Below are 19,100 nucleotides of genomic sequence, written 5' to 3' on the forward strand. Positions count from 1 at the left end.
CACCAGGAAGGCCGATCAATGACCAACCCATTCGACGACGATGACGCCCAGTTCTACGTCCTGATCAATGCCGAGGGACAGCACTCCCTCTGGCCGACCTTCGCCGCTGTACCCGGCGGCTGGACCATCGCCTACGGTGCGGCCGCGCGCCGCTCCTGCCTGAAGTACGTCGAAACCAACTGGCTGGATATGCGCCCCAATTCGCTCATTACCGCGATGCGGACCGAGGCCAACTGAATAGGTAGGGCGCGCCGGTACCGCACATCCCTCCCTGCCGACCGGTGCGTCCTACTCCCTCATGCGCGGGTGCGTGGCGTATCGACGACCATCCGAGCCTGCTCGCGCCAATCGTCCACCGCACGACCACGGAAACCCGACAGCGCCGTGTCGAATTGTTTGGCGCGCTTGGTGACGGTGAGGCCGACATAGGTGTGCCCGTTCGTGATCGCGCGGGTCGCCACCGCGCAGGCCTCGTCCACCTCGCCCGAGGCGAGCAGTGCGGTGGCGTGTTCGAACCGGACCAGCGCCGGTTCCATCGTCTCGCTCGGGTCGTAGAGCCCGATAGCTCGCTCGGATGCCAGGGCGGTCTGCTCGGCGCGGCCCAAGCGGGAGTAGCCGATCGCCTGATAGAAGGCGAGCTTCTCCGGACGGAAGGAAAATATGCCGATCGAGAGTTGTTCCGCGGGAACATTTTCCAGTGCCCGCTCCGATCGCGAGATGCAGCGGGCGAAGCCGTCGAAATTGCCGAGGCTGGCGTGCGCGCGGGCCGCCATTCCCCACAGCCAGGCCGCCGCCGGACCGTGGCCCGGATTTTCTTCGAGGCGGGGGCTGAGCAGGTTCAAAACTTCCTTCGGATTATCGCTATAGGTTGGCAAATATGACATTCCGGCCAGTGCGATGTCCTCGGAATAACGATCTCCGATGTCCTGGGCGGCATGAATTGCGGTCGTGTACCACAATCGCGCCTGACCGAAATGTCCCTCATTGAACAGAATTTCACCGACCACATTCGCCAAGCGCCCGGCCGTACGGACCAGTCGGATTTGATGGTGCGTCGCCTGACGCTCCGCGAGACTGCCGCGGACTGCCCGGAATTGGTCGAGCGTGGTCTGCAGCAACTCGTGCGGCGGGACCTGCACGACGCGGGTGCCGAGGGCATCGACGGATTGCTCGAGCAGGCCGAGCCGTCGTTCGCTCATCGAACCCGCGTCCAGGGTAGCGAGCATCTTCTCCGGCTCGCTCGCGACCATCTCGGCCGCCTGACCGGCCAGGCCCGCGCCGATGCAGGCCAATAACAATCGCCTTCTCACGTCGTCATCCTCGACTTCCTTGTCGAGCCCGATGTCCCTACCGAGCTGTATCCGATCGAGCGCCGCGCTCGTGTCTTCGGTACCGCGGGCCGTCGTCGGTCCCGCGATCGCGCGCTCGAATCGCGCGACGACGACCGAATCGGCCTCCGAGAGCACTCGATCGAGCAATCGCCTGCTTGCGGCATGCATCCGGGTTGTCCGGCCGTTCTCCCACAAGATCACGGTGCGCGGGGTGACGCCCACCAGGCGTGCGAACTCATAGCGACTTCGTTTCATCGCCACGCGAAGAGCGAGTACGTCTTCGCCGGTCCAGTCGACCTCAACCATAGGTCCCGCTCCCTTGCACCAGGCTGAATCAATCGAAAATTACTCGCATTTATCGCCTTCGGCTCTGTTATCCACCGAATCGCAACAGGCACTCTGAAGCGGTACCCGGCACCGGGTTTGTGCCCCAACCCTTTCGGGGGTGCCGACTCTGCCGGATCCCGACGCACGGTCCCGACGCTGTTCGATCCGCAGCGTTGAAGGCGGGTTCCGGTGGGGGCGCCGGTGCTGGGTGCACTTATCTCTTCGCTGGAGGTGAACAATGGACGTTTTGCATTCGGATATCCGAGAATTGTGGCTCGTGCAGAGCCGCGACTGCAATCAAGAGCCGGTGGGTCTGAGCGATGACCGAGCGCGCTTCATTCTGTCCGTTCACGCCGGACACGGCGCCCGCTGCCGACAGTATCTGGCCGCCTCCGCACACTGTTACCGGCGCGCCGCCGAAAAGTAGCCACCGACATGATGAGGGGTCTCGGTGCGGCGCTCGGTTAGCCAGCGCCGCACCGGGTTCGACGCTTCAGTGCTGTGAGCGCTCGGCGAAGACGTTGCGTGCCACGGTGATTCCGTTCAGTGCGGCCGGGAATCCGGCGTAACCCGCCATCTGCGTGATGATTTCGACAACCTCGGTCTCGGTACCACCGACATTGAGCAGGCCGTGGATGTGCACGCCGAGCTGTGCCGCCGCGGTACCGAGCGCGGTGCACATGGCGACGGTGACCATCTCACGGGTCTTCAGGTCGAGTCCGGGACGCGAATACACGTCGCCGAAGGAGTATTCGATGATGTAGCGCCCCAGATCCGGTGCGATATCGGCCAGCGAGGCGATGACCTGTTCGCCTGCGTGCCCGTCGATCTCGCTGAGCTTGGCGCTCCCACGCTCGAACCGGTCACCGGTCGGTGCCGGTGCGGGTTCTGCCGGTGCGGGGAGATCGGTACGGGCGTCGAACACTTCGCGCGCAGCACCCAGCCCGTTCAAGGCGGCGGGAAACCCCGCGTACACGCTGACGTGGATCAGCGTCTCCACGATTTCCTCCCGCGTGCACCCCACATTCAGCGCCCCGTCGATGTGGAACCGCAACTGCGGCGCGGCATTTCCCATCGCGGCCAGCGCCGACACCGTCGCCAACTGCCGCTCCCGCAACGTCAACCCCGGCCGCGACAGAATGTCGCCGTACCCGAACTCGACGGTCATCCGCCCCAGGTCCGGCGCGATATCGGCCAGACTGTCCAATACCGCGGGCCGCTCCTGCCCACCGATCTTCTGCAGCAGCGCCAACCCGCGCTCGAACCGATCCGAGGTCTCTGTCTTCGTCATGCCCCGAACTCTAGAAGTTGGAGCACGCTCCAACGCAAGTCCTGACTCACCCCGGCTAGCCCTCGGCCGTGACAAGGGCGCAGTTACCACCCACCGCATCCGCCCAGGCCCTGGTCACCGCGTGCGTGAACCGCAGAGTCCACGGCTGTCGCATAGCCAGTGGCAACCTCGCACAAGCCGCAACCTATGCGAGGTACGCATTGGATGTGCGTGACGTTAGTCGGGCTCGTCGTACTCGGTGGGCCAGCCGTCTTCGCCGACCTCGTACACGGAGCCGTCCGCGTGGTGACACAGCGGGCGGCTGTCGGTAGGAGCGAGTTCGAGCTTGCGCCAGGTGTCTTGGTGGAAGGCGACGAGTAGCGCTTCGATGGACGGTGAGATTTCGTTTCGCGGTGGTCGAGACATGCTGCGTCACAACGAGTTCGGAAGGTCGGTCCGGCTCAGAAGAGCGGCCCAGTACTCGTCGCGCAGGACATCCCACAGATCCTCGTGCTGGGGAAACAGCTCTCGGGCGTCAGCCAGGTCCGCATCGGCGTCGAACACGACCGTGCCGGGTTGGGCACTCAGCAGCGTCGTGCGCGACGGCAGGCGATAGGCCGTAAACGACTCTCCGGAAAGCTGTAAGCGCAGGATGCGGGCGGAACTTCCGATCAACTGCCAGACCGCGACCTTGCCGCCGTCCTGGGTTCGACTGGTGCGCAAGGCATCTCGACGCATTACGAAACCTCACCGTCCGTGCACCCGGTGTCGGAGGACTCGACCCCCCGGCATCGGGGCGACTCGGAGAGAGCAGACTGCTCGGCCCACTCGCGGACCGCGCCCGCGAACTGTTCGACCACATCGACCGGCGCACCGCGATAAGCGGTCGGCGGACCGACGAAGGGATCTCGCTGTGGCAGTTCTCGATTCGGCACGTGCCGACCTCCCCGGACCTCGACGATGGTGGGTGCGCTCGGGCCCCGAAAACAACTCCTGATCTGGGAAAAGTTCTCTCCGAGCGCGGTTTCAGCACACCACCGTGCCGGTGACCGTACGAGTGAAATCCGAATGTTCAGATGAACTCGCGGAAAGCCCCAAGACGCTGTGCGAATGTGCTGTAAAACCGTGTTCGGAATTCGAGCGCAAGTGCATTCACTGTGTGGGGAGGAATCCGATGTCTGAGGAGTCGCCGACGCTGCTGCGCCGCCAGCTGGGCCGTTTCCTGCGCGAGAAGCGCGAGGGGCGCGGCTTTGCAATTCAAGATGCCGCCACGGCAGTTCAGCTGAGCTACAACGGATTACAGCGCCTGGAGACCGGCCGCACCGTTAAACCGCGGCGTCAGGATGTGCGCGAGTTATGTTCGCTGTATGAGGTGGAGCCCGATGCCACCGAGCAGGCGGTCGGACTGGCCTCGCGGGCAGCGGCGGCCAAAGACGAGGGCGGGATCACGTCCCTCGGTGGACTGTTCAGCGACGCGTTCAACATGTATGTCGACATGGAACGTGCTGCGCGCCGCCTGATCTCCTACCAAGAGCTGGTGCCCGGCCTGTTGCAAACCCCGGACTATGCGCGAGGCATGATCCGTGCGTTCTACGTCGATGGCAGTGAGGAAGACATCGAACGTCGCGTGCAGGTCCGGCTCGATCGACAGGTCATCGTCACGCGAAAGGTACGGCCGCTTGCATTGGAGGTCCTGCTGCATGAGTCAGCCCTGCATCGAATGATCGGTGGCCCACAGGTCATGTCGGCACAGCTTCGCCAACTCGCCGAGAGGAGCACTCTCCCGAATGTCACCGTCCGGATACACCCATTCACCGCCGGGTCCGTGTGGGGACTGCCCGCAGTCCCGTTCGTGTTACTCGACTTCGGAACGGACAGCAAGAGAGAGCCTGTCGAGCCGCCCGTGGTCTATCTCGATGGCGCGATGAGCAGTGATCTGTACATTGACCGGCCCGAACTCGTGCAGCGCTACCATGAGTACGCTGAGGCCGTTCGGTGCACTGCGCTGGATGAGACAAAGTCGCGAGACCTGATACGGCAGGTAGCAAGGAGATTCAGTAGTGAACGTTGACCTGTCCAAGGCGAGCTGGTTCAAGAGCACCTATAGCGAGACGAGCGGTCAATGCGTGGAGGTTGCGTTCCTCGACGGTGGCTTGGTCGGCGTCCGTGATTCAAAGAATCCCATCGCAGCGGCGCTGGTCTTCACGCCCGGTGAGTGGGCTGCGTTCACCGCTGGCGTAGTGAACGGCGAATTCGCTCAACCCTAAGCTCGTTCCACTCTGCCGAGTTCGGTTCACACAGGCGGTGAAGGAGAAGTACGGTGACCGTTGACATCTCCAGGGCGCGCTGGCTCAAAAGCAGCTACAGCGCGTCGAATGGTCAGTGCGTGGAGGTCGCATTCCTTGACGGAGGCATAGTCGGCGTCCGTGACTCGAAGAATCCCACTAGCCCGGCGCTGGTCTTCGCTCCCGGTGAGTGGGCCGCCTTCACTGCTGGCGTGGTGGCGGGAAGGTTCGACAGTGAACGTTGACCTGCCTGGGGCGCGTTGGTTCAAGAGCAGCTATAGCGAGTCCAGTGGTCAGTGCGTAGAGGTCGCCTTCTTCGACGGCAACACGATTGGCGTTCGCGACTCCAAGAATCCCACTGGCCCAGCGCTTTTATTCACCGCCGGTGTCTGGGCTGCCTTCACCGCTGGCGTTGTCGACGGCGAGTTCGAGCGCCGATAGTGTTCCGCTTCGGAGCTATCGAGCCCGGTCCGAACTTCGGATCGGGCTCGATCCATGTCTGGGCGATAGATCACCCGCTGGTGCTAGGGGGCCACCCCGGGGAGATCTCAGGGGGCGACCCGGATGTGGGGGTTGGCGGAAATTCCTAGCGTCGAGGTATGCGCCTTGTGACGTCAGGTATTGCTGCTGGTGTGGTTGCCCTACTCGTGGGGTGCGCGCCGGGTGCGGGGAAGGATGCGTCGGAGGAGGTGTCGGAGAACAGGATTCGGGTGGTCCAGGGGGATATCGATCAGGCGGTCGAGGGTGGGGTCACGGGGATGATCGCGACGTTGACCGAGAACGGGCAGACGGTCACGCTCACAAGCGGAGTGGCCGATATCGGTACCCGTGCGCCGATTCCGGTCGCGCAACCGCAGCGGGTGCGGATCGGCAGTATCAGCAAGACGTTCACCAGTGCGGTGGTGTTGCAGTTGGTGGCGGAGGGCAAGGTTCGGCTCGATGAGCCGGTGGATACCTATCTGCCGGGGCTGTTGCGGGGCGAAGGGATCGACGGGCGGGCGATCACCGTGCGTCAGATCCTGCGGCACCAAAGCGGTTTGCCGGAACTCACCGATGACCCCCGCGTCGACGAGTATGCGGCGGCGCTGGCGGGACGGATCATGACACCGGCCGAGCAGATCGCGATAATCCTCAGCATGCCAGCGGATTTCGCGCCCGGTGCGCGGTTCGAGTACAGCAACTCGAACTACATCGTGGCGGATCTGCTGGTCGAACGGGTCACGGGTGCGGCGTATGTCGACGAGTTGAATCGGCGGATCCTGAAGCCGTTGGGGCTCGACGACACCTACCTGCCCGCGCCGGGCGAGCTGGATATCCGGGGACCGCATCCCAAGGGCTACGCCGATATCGATGGCGTGGTCACCGATGTGTCGCGTATCGAACCTTCGGTGCCGTGGGGTGCGGGCGGAATGGTCTCCACCGGCAACGATCTGAACCGCTTCTATCAGGAGCTGCTGGCCGGACGGGTCGTTCCGGCCGCCGAACTGCGGGAGATGCGGACCGGTGTGCCGATGGGGCAGGCGGATATGAACTACGGACTCGGCATCAGCTCCACTCGGCTGCCCTGTGGCGCAGAGTATGTCGGGCACACCGGCGGCATCTACGGCTTCCTCACGGTCTCCGGCGCCACACCGGATGGTCGGGCGGTGACCTACGCCTATACGAAGTCACCGAAAGCCATGCCCGATCTGACGACCATACTTTCGCACGCTCTCTGCCCTTGAGGAGAATCAGTAGCAACATCGTGGCGGTGCGTGATGGGCGGCGAATTCACGTGATCATTGCGCCTGAGACTAGTTGCGCTCCGATCTACTGAACGGAATCCGTCACGTATCAGAAGAATAGTCGGTAACATCTTGCGACATCGCAGGCGCCTGCGCGCGGCTCACATGGACGTGGCAGGCCGGATGGTCGGGAGATTCAGCATGCGGACCAAGCAGTCGCGACGAACATTCATGAGAAACGCCGCCATGGTCGGTGGTGTCGCAGCCGCCATGACATTGGCGCCCACCGGCGGTCGGGCCAGCGCCCAGCCGGGCCGATCCGTGGCGGTCTTCGGCGCGGGGCCCGCGGGTCTGACCGCGGCGCACGAACTAGCCGAACGCGGCTTCGCGGTCACGGTGTACGAGAAGCTCGGCGCCTTCGGCGGCAAGACCCGCAGTATCTACGCCGACGGGCTACCCGGCGAACACGGATTCCGCAGCTTCTTCGGCTTCTATCACAATCTGCCCGATACGCTGCGCCGGATCCCCTTCCCCGGCAACGCGAACGGCGTATGGGACAACCTGGTGCGACTCAATGCGGCAATGATCGCGGGCATGGATCGGCACAATCTCACCGTCCCCCTGCCGCTCCCACTGCCGTTGTCCCAATTTCCGATGACGCCTAAAGGATTCATCGACTCTGTCGCATCGGTTTTCGAATCGCTGTTCCGGCTGCCGCTGCCCGAGGCGGTCTTCGCCGCGGAGCGCTTGGCCGTCTACGTCTCCAGCAGCACCGAGCGCAAGCTAGGGCAGTGGGAGCGTATGACCTGGACCGATTTCGCGCGCCTGGACAACTCGTCCCCGGAATACAATCGCTTCCTGGGCGACGGCTTCATCCGCGAACTCGTCGCCACCAAATCCGCCAACTGCAGCGCACATTCGATCGGGCTGGTCGGCGAGGAATATGTCTGGTCGCTGCTGAACCTCAACAACGACAGCGACGGCAAGGGCAACGACCGTGTGCTCAACGGCCCCACCACCGAGGCGTGGATCAATCCGTGGATCGACTATCTGCGCTCGATCGGCGTGACTTTCCAACTCGGCCAGCGTCTTTCGGGCTTCGACAGCGACGGCGCGCATCTCACCTCGGCCACCGTGACCGACCAGGGCGGCGCGCGTCATCGGGTGGAGGCCGACTACTACCTCTGCGCCATCCCGCTCGACAAGTTCCCCGACGTGCTCACCGACGATATGGCCGCGGCCGACCCGAATCTCGAGCGCATCCGGAACCTGCAGGCCGCCTGGATGGTCGGCATCCAATTCTTCCTGCGCAAACGCGTGGACCTGGCCAATGGCCACGTCGGCTACAACGACGCGCCATGGGGACTGACCTCGATCAGCGAGGCGCAATTCTGGCGACGGCCGCTGACCACCTACGGCGACGGCACCGTCCAGGATGTGTTGTCCGCCATCATCTCCGAATGGGAAGAGCCGGGCACCTTCAACCGCAAGCCCGCCATGCAGTGCACCCCCGAGGAGATCGCCAGCGAAACCTGGGCGCAGATCAAGGCGCACGTCAATGACGACGGCGAAGTCCAGCTCAGCGACGATATGTTGCACTCCTGGATGATCGACCCGGCCCTCACCGATGCTGGCACGCCCGAAATCGCCTACGACGACGCGATTTTCATCCAGAACCCCGGCTCGTGGTCCGACCGCCCCGACGCCGCCACCGCAATCGACAACCTCTTCCTCGCAGGCGACTGGATCAAGACCGGCATGAATGTCGCCTGCATGGAGGGCGCGAACGAAGGCGGCCGCCTCGCCGCCAATGCCATCCTGCACGCATCCGGCTCATCGGCCGGACTCGCCATTGTCACCCCCCGCTTCACCATGCCGCTCTGGGAACCGCTCAAACTCGTCGACCGCGAGCTCTACAAAGCGGGCCAACCCAATATGTTCGACATCATCGACCGTCGCTACCCGATCCGGTAGCCGACCAGGGCCTTCCATAGGCTCGCGCCATGCGCGTACTTGTCACGGGAGCTGCGGGTTACCTCGGTCGGGCCGTCGTCGCGGCCTTGGCGGCGGCCGGGCACGACACCGTCGCCATGGTGCATTCGGAGCAGCCGAACATCGCGCATGCCAACCAGATCCGCGTTGCCGACCTGCTCGACTCAGATGCACTTCGCAGCGCTGTCGACGGCATGGATGCGGTGTGTCACCTGGCCGGGCTGACCCGGGTGCGGGAGTCGATGGCCGACCCACTCTGGTACTTCGGTGTCAACACCGTCGGGACCATCGCCCTACTCGATGCCATGTCGACCGCCGAGGTGCCCCGGCTGGTATTCGCCTCGACCGGCGCGATCTACGGCGATGTCGGTGGGCGGCCGATCACCGAGGAACTCCCCGATAACCCACCCCATCCGTACGCGAGCAGCAAGCTGGCGGCCGAAGCAGCCGTCGAAGCCCACGATGCCGCCGCTGCTGTACTTCGGCTGTCGAATGTGGCGGGCGGATGCGATCCTGACCCCACTCGGCTCATCCCGAGGGTGCTCAGAGCTGCGGCACGGAATGAACCGTTGCAGGTCAACGGCGACGGCACCTCGGTCCGTGACTATGTGCACCTTTCCGATGCCGTGAATGCGTTCGTAGCCGCGCTCGAACACCTGCCATCGCCGGGCACGACCGAGCGGTACGTGATCGGTAGCGGTCGGGGCGCGAGTGTCCGCCAGGTTGTTGCCGCCGTCGAAAAGGTATCGGGACGTCGCGTGCCACTCGTCCATCGCCCGGCGGTGCCGGAGCCGAGCGCGCTGGTCGCCGATCCCGCCAAGGCGATGAACCAATTGGATTGGGTGCCAACGTATTCCGATATCGCGGCGATAGTCGACCAGATGTGGCGGGTCTACTCGGACTAGCGGTGCTGCTACTCCCGGATGTGGCAGCGCGGATCGGTCCGTTGCTGTCGCTGGATTGCCTCGGCATCCGCGTTGCCCTCATCGAACGCTCCTGTCGTCCGAACCGGCGCGAAGCAGGCAAGCGGCCGGTTATGTTACTCGAGATTCTCGATGATTTGAACCGAGTGTAGCTGGTTGTACTGGGTTCTCTACCGAGATTCACCGAACTAAGTGTTCTCAAGTTCTTCCACAGCCGACGGAATCATGCGTAACATACGGACCCATACCCGACCGATCGCAGCGTGATCGGCCGCACTCGCGCCGCAGCGATACCTCGTCCCGGTGCGTATCGGCCGTGCCGCGCGGGCGGCGCGAGAAAGGACACAGGCGCATGCTCGAGAAGCTGGATCGAATATTCAGCTACGAGATGAAGGTCTCCGAATTCCTCGGCACCATCATCATTCTCGCCATTCCATACGGGATCGTCGGCCTCATCTGGACGCTGACCCACACCAGCCATCTGCATCGCATGCACGGCATCGACGTGGTCATCTCCTTCCTCGGCTCGATCGTGTGCTGGCCGGTGCTCACCTTCTCGAATGTGTGCATGACCTGATGATGATCTTGGTTTGGCTCATCGACATCTTGGTGATCGGCGTCAAGATCCTCGGGGGGCGGATGAAAGTCAATCCGGTGCTGCGCTTCGGGCTCTGGCTCGCCGTGCTCAGCACCGCCTTCGCGGGTATCGCCGTGGTCGGCTATCTCCTCGTCCTGCTGCAGCATCAACTCAGCGGGTCGGCATGAGCAGCCAAAGCACCGAAAGGCCAACGGATTTAGAACGCGCGGTCGAAGACCTGAAAGGCTTGTGGCAACGGCATCCACAGCGATCACTGGAGACGTTGGGTCGCCAGGTCCGGCTCATGCGCGATGCCTTCGCAGAGATGCTGCGCGCGATGTTGGTGCGCCGCTTCCCCTTTCACGAGTTCATCAAGCAGTGCGCGTTCATGGCGAGCGTTTCGGCCGCACCGACCGTATTCGTCGCGATTCCGGTCGCCGTCGTCGTCTCGATCCAGGTCGGTGCGCTGGTGAATCAGGTTGGTGCGACGACCTTTATCGGCGCGGTCAGTGGTCTCGGCATTATTCGGCAGGGTGCGCCGCTGGTCACCTCGCTGATGATTGCGGGTGCGGTCGGTTCGGCCATCTGCGCCGACCTCGGCTCTCGCACCATTCGCGAGGAGATCGACGCGATGATGGTGATGGGTGTCGATCCGGTGCGCCGACTGGTCGCGCCGCGACTGCTGGCCGCAATCCTGGTCAGCATCCTGCTGTGCGGATTCGTGGTCTTCGTCGGGTTCGCGACCGGCTATATGTTCAACGTGTACGCCCAGGGCGGCACGGCGGGTTCGTTCATCAGCACCTTCGCCTCCTTCGCGGTGGCGAACGATCTGGTGATCGCGCTGGTGAAGGCCGCCATCTTCGGTGCGCTCACCGCCATCATCGCCTGCGATATCGGTCTGCACACCAAGGGCGGTCCCGGCGGGGTCGCCAACTCGGTGAATGCGGCGGTGGTCAACTCGGCGCTGATGTTGTTCGCGACGAACATCATCATCACCCAGATCTACAACACGCTGTTCCCGGCGAAGGTGATCTGAGATGGGTACCCGATACACCCCGCCCGCCCTGAAGCCGTTTCGCGCGGTGGGCGCGGTCGCCAGCGTGCCGATTCAGGCCAACCGGCGACTCGGCCATCAGGCGATCACCTTCTGCCAAGCGGTCGCGGCGATTCCGTTCGTGCTCAGGCACTATCGCAAGGAAGTGCTGCGGCTGACCGCCGATGTCGGCTGGGGCAATGGTTCGCTCATCGTCGGCGGCGGCACGGTCGGCGTGGTCATCATCCTGTGCGGATTCGGCGGGATCACCGTCGGCATGGAGTCCTACACCGCGCTGAATCTGCTCACCATGAATCCGCTGACCGGCGCGATCTCTGGTTTCGCGACCACGCGTGAAATCGGTCCGATCCTGGCGACTCTGGCCTTCGCCATCCAGGCGGGCTGTCGCTTCACCGCGCAATTGGGTGCGATGCGGATCTCCGAGGAGATCGATGCGCTGGAATCCATTGCCATCCGGCCACTTCCATATCTGGTCACCACGCGGATGATCGCCGCCACGCTGACCATCGTCCCGCTCTACAGCGTCGGCCTCGCCGTCGCGTATCTGATGACGAAGCTGGCCGTGCTATTCCTCGGCGGCACCTCCGCTGGCACCTACGACCACTACTTCTTCCAGTTCCTCAACGGTATCGATGTCCTGTTCTCGGTCGTCAAAGTGGTTGTGTTCGTCCTCATTTCGACCTTTATCCAGTGCTACTACGGCTATATCGCCACCGGCGGTCCGGAAGGCGTCGGCCACGCCGCGGGCCGTGCGATCAAGATGGTGATCGTCGTCATGGTGTTTGTGAATCTGTTTCTGACCCTTGCGATCTGGGGAATCGACCCCGGATTCCGGATTTCGGGATAGGTGGCGATGCTGCTCGATCCAAGTGGGCGCGGACCCACCGCACGTCAACTCACCCTCGCCGGAATCGCCATGGCCACGGCGGCGGCATTGCTGCTGTACCTGCTCGGCCTGCGCTATACCGGATATTTCCAGGACAAGGTGTCGGTCGTCGCCGTGCTCACCAGCACCGGCGACGGGCTGCCCACCCATGCCGATGTGAAATTCCGCGGCATGGTCGTGGGTTCGGTGGCCGGTGTCGATGTCGTCGCCAGGGGCGAACGTCAAAATGCGGCATTGGATCTGAAACCCGCTGTGGCTGGCCTGGTTCCGGCGAATGTCACGGCGCGGGTGATCCCCAACAATATCTTCGGCGTGACCGCCATCGAACTCGTCGACAACGGGCACGCGACCGAAACCCTGCGCGCCGGCGCGCGAATTCTCGAGGACACCAGCGAAGGGACAGTGCGGTTGCAGACCACGCTCAGTGTGCTGCGCGATGTGCTCGACCACATCCAGCCGGAGAAGCTGGGCCGGGTGCTCGCGACACTCGCCGACGCGCTGGATCCCGCCGCGCGGGTGCCGGGTTCCACCATCGAACGCCTCGATACCTGGCTCACCCAGGTGCACGCGATTCCCGGCATCGGCGATCTGCTCGGCAATCTCGGCCGGGCGGTGACGGCGCTGAGCGTTTCGGCGCCGGAGCTGGTCGGTGTGCTCTCCGATTCGGTGACCACGGCGCGCACACTCACCGAGCGGCGCGACAACCTGGTCGCACTGCTGACCAATGCCAGCGGCGCGGTCGATTCGCTCAATTCGCTGTTCGCACGCAATCCGGACGCCGGGAAGGATCTGGTCGTCGGACTCGACGGCCTGTTCGGCGGTCTGGCCAGGGATCCGCAGGCCATCCCGGATACCGCCGCCAACCTCAATGCCACGCTGCGGCGACTCGGCACGGCCTTCGGATTCGGACCGGGTCGGCTGGTGTGGAAGATGGATGTCAGCTTCACGCCGTTCCAGCAGTACACGGCCAAGGACTGTCCGCACTACGGCACCATGTCCGGTCCGCGCTGTGGTGGTAGTACGGTGCCGGATGTCGCACCGCCGCAGGAGTTTCCGCTGCAGCTGATGCCGCAGCGGTTGGCAGCCGCGGGTCCAGCGCCCCTTGCTCCAACGCAAGGCCTACCAGGTATTCCCGGACTACCGAGTATTCCCGGGCTGCCGACGATTCCGGGCAGCACCGCACCAGCGGCGGATCGATCGGCCCAGCCGAATTCGGATCTGCGCGGCCTCGATGCCGCGGCGGCGATCGTCGGCGGCCGACCGACCACCGCGCAGTACCTGCTAATGGCTCCGATACTCGCCGGTGGCTCGGTGACCGTCTACGACACCGCACCGGACGAGGGGCGGTGAGCACATGAAATCAGGGAAAGCACTAGCCGGATTCAGTCTGTTCGCCGTGGTCGCGATGCTGCTGACGTACACGATCTGGTCGACGCTGCAACGTTCGGTGACCGGCGATACCGATTCGTACTCGGCCACTTTCACCGATGTGCTCGGCCTTCGGGTCGGCGATGACATCCGGATGGCGGGTGTGCGGGTCGGGCGCGTCGACGCCATCGATTTCGACGGCGACTACAAGGCGCGGGTGGACTTCCGCATCCAGCGCAACCAGCGCCTGACCACGACAACGAAAGCCCTTGTGCGCTACCAGAATCTGATCGGCCAGCGCTATATCGCGCTGGCTCCCGGCAAGGACGAGGGCACCGTGCTGACTGCCGGGTCCGCGATTCCCGTCGAGCGCACCGAACCCTCGTTCGATGTGTCATCGCTGCTGTCGGGTTTCGAACCGCTGTTCAGTGTGCTGCAACCGGATCAGGTCAATTCGCTCTCGGAAACCTTGATCCAGGCCCTGCAGGGCAACAATGTCTCGCTCAGTGCGCTGATCACCCAGGCCGCCGAACTCGCGGGCACCTTCGGTCAGCGGGACAAGATTCTCGGCGATGTCATCGGCAATCTCAGCAGTGTGATCGCGGGGCTGGCCAATCGCAGCGGCGAATTGGAAACCCTTATCACGCAGGCGCGTTCACTGGTCGAATCGCTCTACGCACAGGGAGAATCACTGAAGTCCTCGGTCGAAACGGTGGCGAAGTCCACCGATTCGCTGGCGGCGCTGATCGGTCAGGTGAAGCCGAATCTGGCTCGGGCACAGAACGATGCGACCAGCGGTGTCGCGCTGCTGATCCTCAATGGCGCGTCCTTGGATCAGGCGGCGGTCGAGCTGCCGACCGTCCTCAATGGACTCGCCCGGTTCACCAGCTACGGCGCATACGCCAATGCCTACATCTGCTCGCTGGACGTCTCGCTGTGGGGCGTGCTGCTGCCACCCGGCCTGTTCTCGCAGGTCGGCGGCAATTCTCATTCGGAGGTCTGCCGATGACCGCATTGCTGAGTCGGAGGCGCAATCGCCTGTTGTGGCTCGGACTGCTCGCGGCGGGTTCGGTCGTCGTGCTGCTGGTCGGCTCGAGTGCGTTATCGCAGGCGCATCTGGGCGATAAGACGATTCACGCCGAGTTCGCGCAGGCGGCGGGCCTGCGATCGGGAGCGTCGGTGGATGTCTCCGGCATCGAGGTCGGCGCGGTGAGTGCCGTGCGACTCGACGGCGCGAAGGTCGTCGTGGACCTGAAGGTGCGCAAGGATCTTCGCCTCGGGCCCGATGCCTCGGCCGCCATCAAGATGACGACCATTCTCGGCAAGCTGCACATCGAATTGCTGCCGGGAAATGGCAAAGGACTGCCGGACAATCGAATTCCGCTGAAGCAGACCTCGGTGCCCTACAACCTCGGCAAGGTTCTCCGGGATCCGACCTACAAATCGTCCTTCGAGCGGATCGAACGCCTGGATCCGGCGAAACTGCGGCAGTCACTGGATGTGCTCAGCCAGCAGATGGGTGACTCCCCACAGCTCACCGTCGAGGCGCTGAACAGCATAGGCGCGCTGGCCAAGGTGATCAATGATCGCCGCGACGAGGTGGACACCCTGCTGAAGAGCATGGATCAGGTGGCCCAGCTGGCCTCCGACAACCGCAATAGCGTGCTGCTGCTACTGACGCGCGGCGAGGCCATCGGCAATGCCGTCGCGCTGCGCCAGAACCTGCTGAAACAACTGCTCGACAATGTCGCGAGCCTGTCGAGGTTGCTGCAGGAGATGGGGCTGGAGAACCAGGATCAACTCGGTCCGCTCATCCAGAATCTGAACACCATGTCCGAGGGCCTGGAAAAGAACCGGGACAACCTCGATTCGCTCTACGAGATCATGCCGGTCGCACTGCGGCAGTTCAACAATGCCTTCGGCAATGGCCCCTACGGCGATGTGTGGGCGCCGTGGGTTTTTCCGGACAACTGGCTGTGCTTTGCCCAAGCCGTACAGGGGTGCAACTGATGAAGACGCGGACCTTACTGAAATCGGCGGTGCTCGGTCTGGCCGTAATGGTGGCCACCGGCTGTTCGCTGCTGCCCGATAGTCTCACCGCACTGCCCGATCAGTATCTCGGCGAACACCTTCAGATCAGTGCGGACTTCGAGAATGTCGCCGGTCTCTATGCGGGCAATGACGTTGCGGTACTCGGTGTTCCGGTGGGGCGGGTCGATACCGTGACCCCCAAGGGCAGCTACGTCGAAGTCACCATGTCCATCGATAAGGGCGTGCGCATTCCGGCCGACGCGATGGCGGCGCTGGTTTCACCACAGCTGATCACCAACAGACATGTGGAACTCGCCCCCGCCTACGAGGGCAGTGGTCCGGTACTGACCGACGGCCAGCACATTCCGCTCGCCCGAACCCGCACCCCGGTCGAACTCGACCGCATTCTCGAAACCTTCGATCAACTCGGCGCGGCATTGAAAGGCGACAGCGAAACCGGGCCGATGGCAAGCCGCGTACTGTTCCCGCTGCTGAACGGCAATGGCGATAAGCTGCGCGAAACGCTGGACGATCTGTCGTCCGCGTTCGAGGTCACCCTCGCCAACGGCGATCAGATCTCCAATACCATTGTCGAACTCAATGAGATCACCGAAATCATTGCCCAGAACGACCAGACGGTAAGGGATTTCAGCGGTCGGCTCACCGAACTCGTGCAACTGATGGGCGAGCAGGCGCCCGGCCTGCAGGCGGTGATCACACAGCTCAACGACTTCGTCACCAATACCTCGACCGTGGTCGGCCGGAATCGCGAACAACTGCTCGGCGCGCTCACCCGATTCACGACCTTGACCGCGCAGATGCGGGCCAATGCCCGTGGGCTCACCGAAATCACCGATGTGGCACCGCTTTTCTTCGAGAACTTCACCAATGCCGTGAGCCGCGAGAACCGGTCGCTGCGCCTGCACGGTCTGCTGGACAAGGCCGTACTGGATGGTGAGGCGCTTTCCCTTTTCTGTGAGCGCATCCAGCTGCGCCTCGACGGCTGCCGCACCGGGAAGATCCAGGACTTCGGCCCCGACTTCGGGCTGACCGCCGCACTGCTCGGGATCACCAAATGAGGGCCGCGGGTTCGGCTTTCGTGGCGGCGATGGTTGTTGTCGCCTCGGCGGGATGTGCCGTGACGGTCGATAATGTGCCACTGCCGAAGCCGGGCATCGGTGGGCCCGGCTATGAGCTACACGCCGTTTTCAAGGACGCACTCAACCTGCCCGCGAACGCACACGTGAAGATCGGCGGCACCGAAATCGGGATGGTCTCGAACATCAGTACCGCCAACTTCCTCGCCGATGTGGAAATGCAGATCCGGCAGGATATCGAGCTGCCGCGCGGCACCACAGCCGAACTGCGCCAGGCCACTCCGCTCGGTGACATGTTCGTCGCCATGACCCTGCCCGCCAAGCGGGACAGCGCCGAGATGCTGCGTCCCGGCGACACCATCGCGCCCGACCACACCGGCACCGGCGCGTCGGTCGAGCAGTTGATGATGTCGATCTCCATGCTGCTCAACGGCGGTGGGCTCAATCAGGTGGCCCGGATTGCCACGGAGATGAATTCGATGTTCGCCGGGCGCGCACCGCAGCTCGCACATCTGATCACCGAAATGACCGATGTGCTAACGGCAGTGAACGCACGCACCGCCGCTGTCGACAGCGTGCTATCCGGACTGAATGTGCTCACCGGCGAAATGGCCAGGCGCAAGGCGGAATTGGGGGAAGCCGCGGATACCTTCCCGCCGCTGATCGGATTGGTCGCCGAAAACAACAGGAGTATTGCCGAACTCGTCGCGAAGGTCTCGGTCACCATGTCCGCGCTCGGTGATTTCACCGATACCACCGGCCCGGAATTCCTGAGCCTGTTCGACAGCATCCAGCGGCTGATGTCCGGCTTCACCCAGATGGGTGACAATCTGGCGGGCACGCTGGATGGCCTGCACGCCGTCTATCCCAATGTCATGGCCAGCTATAAAGGTCCGGTGCTCGCGGTCGCCGCCACGGTCTCCTATCTCGATATCGGTGCGCTCACCGATCCGAAGGGCAGCCGCTGGCCGGAACTCGGCGATGTACCGGCATTTATCGGCAGTCTGGCCGAGGTGATCCAGAAGGTCATCGGCCGGTTGCAGGGCGGTGGACGATGAATATTCCGCTGTGGCACTGGCTGGTCCGACATCGGATCGCGGTGGCCAATATCGGCTTGGTCGTCGTGCTTGTTCTGGGCATGTCCTACCTCGGTGCGGCTGTATTGCGAATCAATCCGCTGCCGAGCACCTACCGGGTCCGGGTCGAGCTGAAGAGTTCCGGCGGACTCGCGCCGAACAATGACGTGACCTTCCGTGGCAGCCGGGTCGGTAAGGTACTCGATGTTCGGGTATCCGGTGACGGTGTTGCCGCCATCGCCGAAATCGACGACACCGCACGGATTCCGGTGGGCGGCACGGTCGCCGTCGGCAGGCTCTCAGCGGCGGGGGAGCAGTACCTGGACTTCCGCCCCGACTCCGATAGCGGACCGTATCTATCCGACGGCTCGATCGTCGAGCGGTCGGCGACCAGCACACCGGTGACGGTGCAGTCGGTGCTCACGAATATGAGCGGGCTGATCGGCGGAATGAATCCGACACGACTCAATGTGATCATCGACGAACTCGACAAGGCGCTGGCCGGTGGTCCGGATCGGCTGCGCAATATGGTCGCCGGAATCAGCCGGGCCATGTCCGGCCTGACCGATCTGCTCCCGCAGACCCAGCGGTTGATCGAGAACCTGCAGGTGATCGCCGAAACCACCACGCACGCCCAACCCGATCTGACCACGCTGACCACCGGCTCCAGCGCACTGTTCCAGCAGCTGACCGCGGCCGATCAGGAAGTGCGCACATTCCTCGAACTCGGGCCCGACCAATTGGCCACCCTGGGCGGCATCGTGCACGACACGCAGGACCCGATGACCAATCTGATCACCAACTTCGTCGCCATCACCAAGGCGGCCAAGCTGCGCCAACCGGCCATCGAAGCACTGTTCCCGGCGCTGCGCGCGGGTTCGGAAGCCATCGGAATCCCGGCGCACGACAACGCCTACCACACGATGGTCGATCCGTGGCCGCGACCGACCTGCGATTACGACACGATCCCCGTGGTGCCGACCGACAGAACCGCCGATACCAGGGTGCGGCTCTACAACTACTGCGTCACCACCGATCCCGCACTGCAGGTGCGTGGTTCGGCGAATGCGCCACGCCCGAATGTGCCGGACAACGGCTCCGGCCCGCCGCCCGGTGTCACCGGCAATGAACTCTCACGCCCCGCGCCCGGCAGATAGGA

The 19,100-nt window shown here is 63.7% G+C and carries 22 protein-coding genes; 18 read left to right on the forward strand and 4 right to left on the reverse strand.

Annotation, left to right across the window (positions count from 1 at the left end; genetic code table 11):
* The first annotated feature begins 18 nt into the window (after positions 1-18).
* Positions 19-237 (forward strand): MbtH family protein, encoded by a 219-nt coding sequence (locus NA5_RS09100; RefSeq protein ID WP_062983910.1) that lies wholly within the window; start codon positions 19-21, stop codon positions 235-237.
* 59 nt (positions 238-296) lie between these two features.
* Here NA5_RS09100 and NA5_RS09105 read toward each other — a convergent pair whose 3' ends face one another.
* From NA5_RS09105 to NA5_RS09125, 4 genes are all read right to left on the reverse strand, one after another.
* Complete coding sequence (locus NA5_RS09105) at positions 297-1,637, reverse strand: helix-turn-helix domain-containing protein (RefSeq protein WP_062983912.1); 1,341 nt, start codon at positions 1,635-1,637, stop codon at positions 297-299.
* Between the two features lie 514 nt (positions 1,638-2,151).
* Positions 2,152-2,949: a carboxymuconolactone decarboxylase family protein gene (locus tag NA5_RS09115; RefSeq protein WP_062983916.1), complete on the reverse strand. Its 798-nt coding sequence runs from the start codon at positions 2,947-2,949 to the stop codon at positions 2,152-2,154.
* A 216-nt stretch (positions 2,950-3,165) separates the two neighbouring features.
* The gene (locus NA5_RS09120; RefSeq protein WP_062983918.1) at positions 3,166-3,354 is read right to left on the reverse strand and encodes a hypothetical protein; all 189 of its coding nucleotides are present in this window, start codon (positions 3,352-3,354) and stop codon (positions 3,166-3,168) included.
* Positions 3,355-3,360: 6 nt separating this feature from the next.
* Positions 3,361-3,666, reverse strand: a complete 306-nt coding sequence (locus tag NA5_RS09125; protein ID WP_062983920.1) for a hypothetical protein — start codon at positions 3,664-3,666, stop codon at positions 3,361-3,363.
* Between the two features lie 436 nt (positions 3,667-4,102).
* Between NA5_RS09125 and NA5_RS09135 the strand changes: the two genes are divergently transcribed.
* From NA5_RS09135 to NA5_RS09215, 17 genes are all read left to right on the forward strand, one after another.
* A complete protein-coding gene (locus tag NA5_RS09135) occupies positions 4,103-4,999 on the forward strand; it encodes a helix-turn-helix domain-containing protein (protein WP_062983925.1) in 897 nt (298 codons plus the stop codon).
* Complete coding sequence (locus NA5_RS09140; protein WP_062983927.1) at positions 4,989-5,195, forward strand: DUF397 domain-containing protein; 207 nt, start codon at positions 4,989-4,991, stop codon at positions 5,193-5,195. The genes NA5_RS09135 and NA5_RS09140 overlap by 11 nt, the downstream gene beginning before the upstream one ends.
* Positions 5,196-5,248: 53 nt before the next feature.
* Positions 5,249-5,458 carry a DUF397 domain-containing protein gene (locus NA5_RS09145; protein ID WP_062983928.1) on the forward strand — a complete coding sequence of 70 codons (210 nt, stop codon included), beginning with the start codon at positions 5,249-5,251 and terminating at the stop codon, positions 5,456-5,458.
* Complete coding sequence (locus tag NA5_RS09150) at positions 5,448-5,654, forward strand: DUF397 domain-containing protein (RefSeq protein ID WP_062983929.1); 207 nt, start codon at positions 5,448-5,450, stop codon at positions 5,652-5,654. The genes NA5_RS09145 and NA5_RS09150 overlap by 11 nt, the downstream gene beginning before the upstream one ends.
* A 158-nt stretch (positions 5,655-5,812) precedes the next feature.
* Positions 5,813-6,937, forward strand: a complete 1,125-nt coding sequence (locus NA5_RS09155; protein WP_062983930.1) for a serine hydrolase domain-containing protein — start codon at positions 5,813-5,815, stop codon at positions 6,935-6,937.
* A gap of 231 nt (positions 6,938-7,168) precedes the next feature.
* Complete coding sequence (locus NA5_RS09160; protein ID WP_245672155.1) at positions 7,169-8,911, forward strand: hydroxysqualene dehydroxylase; 1,743 nt, start codon at positions 7,169-7,171, stop codon at positions 8,909-8,911.
* 29 nt (positions 8,912-8,940) lie between these two features.
* Entirely contained in the window at positions 8,941-9,834 is an 894-nt protein-coding gene (locus NA5_RS09165; RefSeq protein WP_062983931.1) for an NAD-dependent epimerase/dehydratase family protein, read from the forward strand.
* Positions 9,835-10,204: 370 nt separating this feature from the next.
* The gene (locus tag NA5_RS09170) at positions 10,205-10,429 is read left to right on the forward strand and encodes a hypothetical protein (RefSeq protein WP_062984029.1); all 225 of its coding nucleotides are present in this window, start codon (positions 10,205-10,207) and stop codon (positions 10,427-10,429) included.
* Entirely contained in the window at positions 10,429-10,617 is a 189-nt protein-coding gene (locus tag NA5_RS09175) for a hypothetical protein (RefSeq protein ID WP_062983939.1), read from the forward strand. The genes NA5_RS09170 and NA5_RS09175 overlap by 1 nt, the downstream gene beginning before the upstream one ends.
* Complete coding sequence (locus tag NA5_RS09180) at positions 10,614-11,465, forward strand: MlaE family ABC transporter permease (protein WP_062983941.1); 852 nt, start codon at positions 10,614-10,616, stop codon at positions 11,463-11,465. The genes NA5_RS09175 and NA5_RS09180 overlap by 4 nt, the downstream gene beginning before the upstream one ends.
* A 1-nt stretch (position 11,466) precedes the next feature.
* Complete coding sequence (locus NA5_RS09185; protein WP_062983943.1) at positions 11,467-12,330, forward strand: ABC transporter permease; 864 nt, start codon at positions 11,467-11,469, stop codon at positions 12,328-12,330.
* A gap of 6 nt (positions 12,331-12,336) precedes the next feature.
* On the forward strand, positions 12,337-13,719 hold the full coding sequence (locus tag NA5_RS09190; RefSeq protein WP_062984031.1) for an MCE family protein: 1,383 nt from the start codon (positions 12,337-12,339) through the stop codon (positions 13,717-13,719).
* A gap of 4 nt (positions 13,720-13,723) precedes the next feature.
* Positions 13,724-14,746 carry an MCE family protein gene (locus tag NA5_RS09195; RefSeq protein ID WP_062983945.1) on the forward strand — a complete coding sequence of 341 codons (1,023 nt, stop codon included), beginning with the start codon at positions 13,724-13,726 and terminating at the stop codon, positions 14,744-14,746.
* Positions 14,743-15,747: an MCE family protein gene (locus tag NA5_RS09200; RefSeq protein ID WP_062983947.1), complete on the forward strand. Its 1,005-nt coding sequence runs from the start codon at positions 14,743-14,745 to the stop codon at positions 15,745-15,747. Before NA5_RS09195 ends, NA5_RS09200 begins: the two co-directional genes overlap by 4 nt.
* Positions 15,747-16,847, forward strand: coding sequence for an MCE family protein (locus NA5_RS09205; RefSeq protein ID WP_062984034.1), 1,101 nt, complete (start codon positions 15,747-15,749; stop codon positions 16,845-16,847). The genes NA5_RS09200 and NA5_RS09205 overlap by 1 nt, the downstream gene beginning before the upstream one ends.
* A 29-nt stretch (positions 16,848-16,876) precedes the next feature.
* On the forward strand, positions 16,877-17,923 hold the full coding sequence (locus tag NA5_RS09210; RefSeq protein ID WP_371856387.1) for an MCE family protein: 1,047 nt from the start codon (positions 16,877-16,879) through the stop codon (positions 17,921-17,923).
* The gene (locus NA5_RS09215) at positions 17,920-19,098 is read left to right on the forward strand and encodes an MCE family protein (protein WP_062983951.1); all 1,179 of its coding nucleotides are present in this window, start codon (positions 17,920-17,922) and stop codon (positions 19,096-19,098) included. The genes NA5_RS09210 and NA5_RS09215 overlap by 4 nt, the downstream gene beginning before the upstream one ends.
* Positions 19,099-19,100: the final 2 nt, after the last annotated feature.

The organism is Nocardia anaemiae NBRC 100462, from assembly GCF_001612725.1.
Taxonomy (GTDB): Bacteria; Actinomycetota; Actinomycetes; order Mycobacteriales; family Mycobacteriaceae; genus Nocardia; species Nocardia anaemiae.

Bases quoted from the DNA above. Each gene is read 5' to 3' on its own strand.
- NA5_RS09105 (WP_062983912.1), bottom strand. From the start codon at position 1,637: ATGGTTGAGGTCGACTGGACCGGCGAAGACGTACTCGCTCTTCGCGTG.
- NA5_RS09165 (WP_062983931.1), top strand. From the start codon at position 8,941: ATGCGCGTACTTGTCACGGGAGCTGCGGGTTACCTCGGTCGGGCCGTC.
- NA5_RS09100 (WP_062983910.1), top strand. From the start codon at position 19: ATGACCAACCCATTCGACGACGATGACGCCCAGTTCTACGTCCTGATC.
- NA5_RS09125 (WP_062983920.1), bottom strand. From the start codon at position 3,666: ATGCGTCGAGATGCCTTGCGCACCAGTCGAACCCAGGACGGCGGCAAG.
- NA5_RS09185 (WP_062983943.1), top strand. From the start codon at position 11,467: ATGGGTACCCGATACACCCCGCCCGCCCTGAAGCCGTTTCGCGCGGTG.
- NA5_RS09115 (WP_062983916.1), bottom strand. From the start codon at position 2,949: ATGACGAAGACAGAGACCTCGGATCGGTTCGAGCGCGGGTTGGCGCTG.
- NA5_RS09160 (WP_245672155.1), top strand. From the start codon at position 7,169: ATGAGAAACGCCGCCATGGTCGGTGGTGTCGCAGCCGCCATGACATTG.
- NA5_RS09175 (WP_062983939.1), top strand. From the start codon at position 10,429: ATGATGATCTTGGTTTGGCTCATCGACATCTTGGTGATCGGCGTCAAG.
- NA5_RS09155 (WP_062983930.1), top strand. From the start codon at position 5,813: ATGCGCCTTGTGACGTCAGGTATTGCTGCTGGTGTGGTTGCCCTACTC.
- NA5_RS09210 (WP_371856387.1), top strand. From the start codon at position 16,877: ATGGTTGTTGTCGCCTCGGCGGGATGTGCCGTGACGGTCGATAATGTG.
- NA5_RS09205 (WP_062984034.1), top strand. From the start codon at position 15,747: ATGAAGACGCGGACCTTACTGAAATCGGCGGTGCTCGGTCTGGCCGTA.
- NA5_RS09170 (WP_062984029.1), top strand. From the start codon at position 10,205: ATGCTCGAGAAGCTGGATCGAATATTCAGCTACGAGATGAAGGTCTCC.
- NA5_RS09200 (WP_062983947.1), top strand. From the start codon at position 14,743: ATGACCGCATTGCTGAGTCGGAGGCGCAATCGCCTGTTGTGGCTCGGA.
- NA5_RS09135 (WP_062983925.1), top strand. From the start codon at position 4,103: ATGTCTGAGGAGTCGCCGACGCTGCTGCGCCGCCAGCTGGGCCGTTTC.
- NA5_RS09120 (WP_062983918.1), bottom strand. From the start codon at position 3,354: ATGTCTCGACCACCGCGAAACGAAATCTCACCGTCCATCGAAGCGCTA.
- NA5_RS09195 (WP_062983945.1), top strand. From the start codon at position 13,724: ATGAAATCAGGGAAAGCACTAGCCGGATTCAGTCTGTTCGCCGTGGTC.
- NA5_RS09190 (WP_062984031.1), top strand. From the start codon at position 12,337: ATGCTGCTCGATCCAAGTGGGCGCGGACCCACCGCACGTCAACTCACC.
- NA5_RS09215 (WP_062983951.1), top strand. From the start codon at position 17,920: ATGAATATTCCGCTGTGGCACTGGCTGGTCCGACATCGGATCGCGGTG.
- NA5_RS09180 (WP_062983941.1), top strand. From the start codon at position 10,614: ATGAGCAGCCAAAGCACCGAAAGGCCAACGGATTTAGAACGCGCGGTC.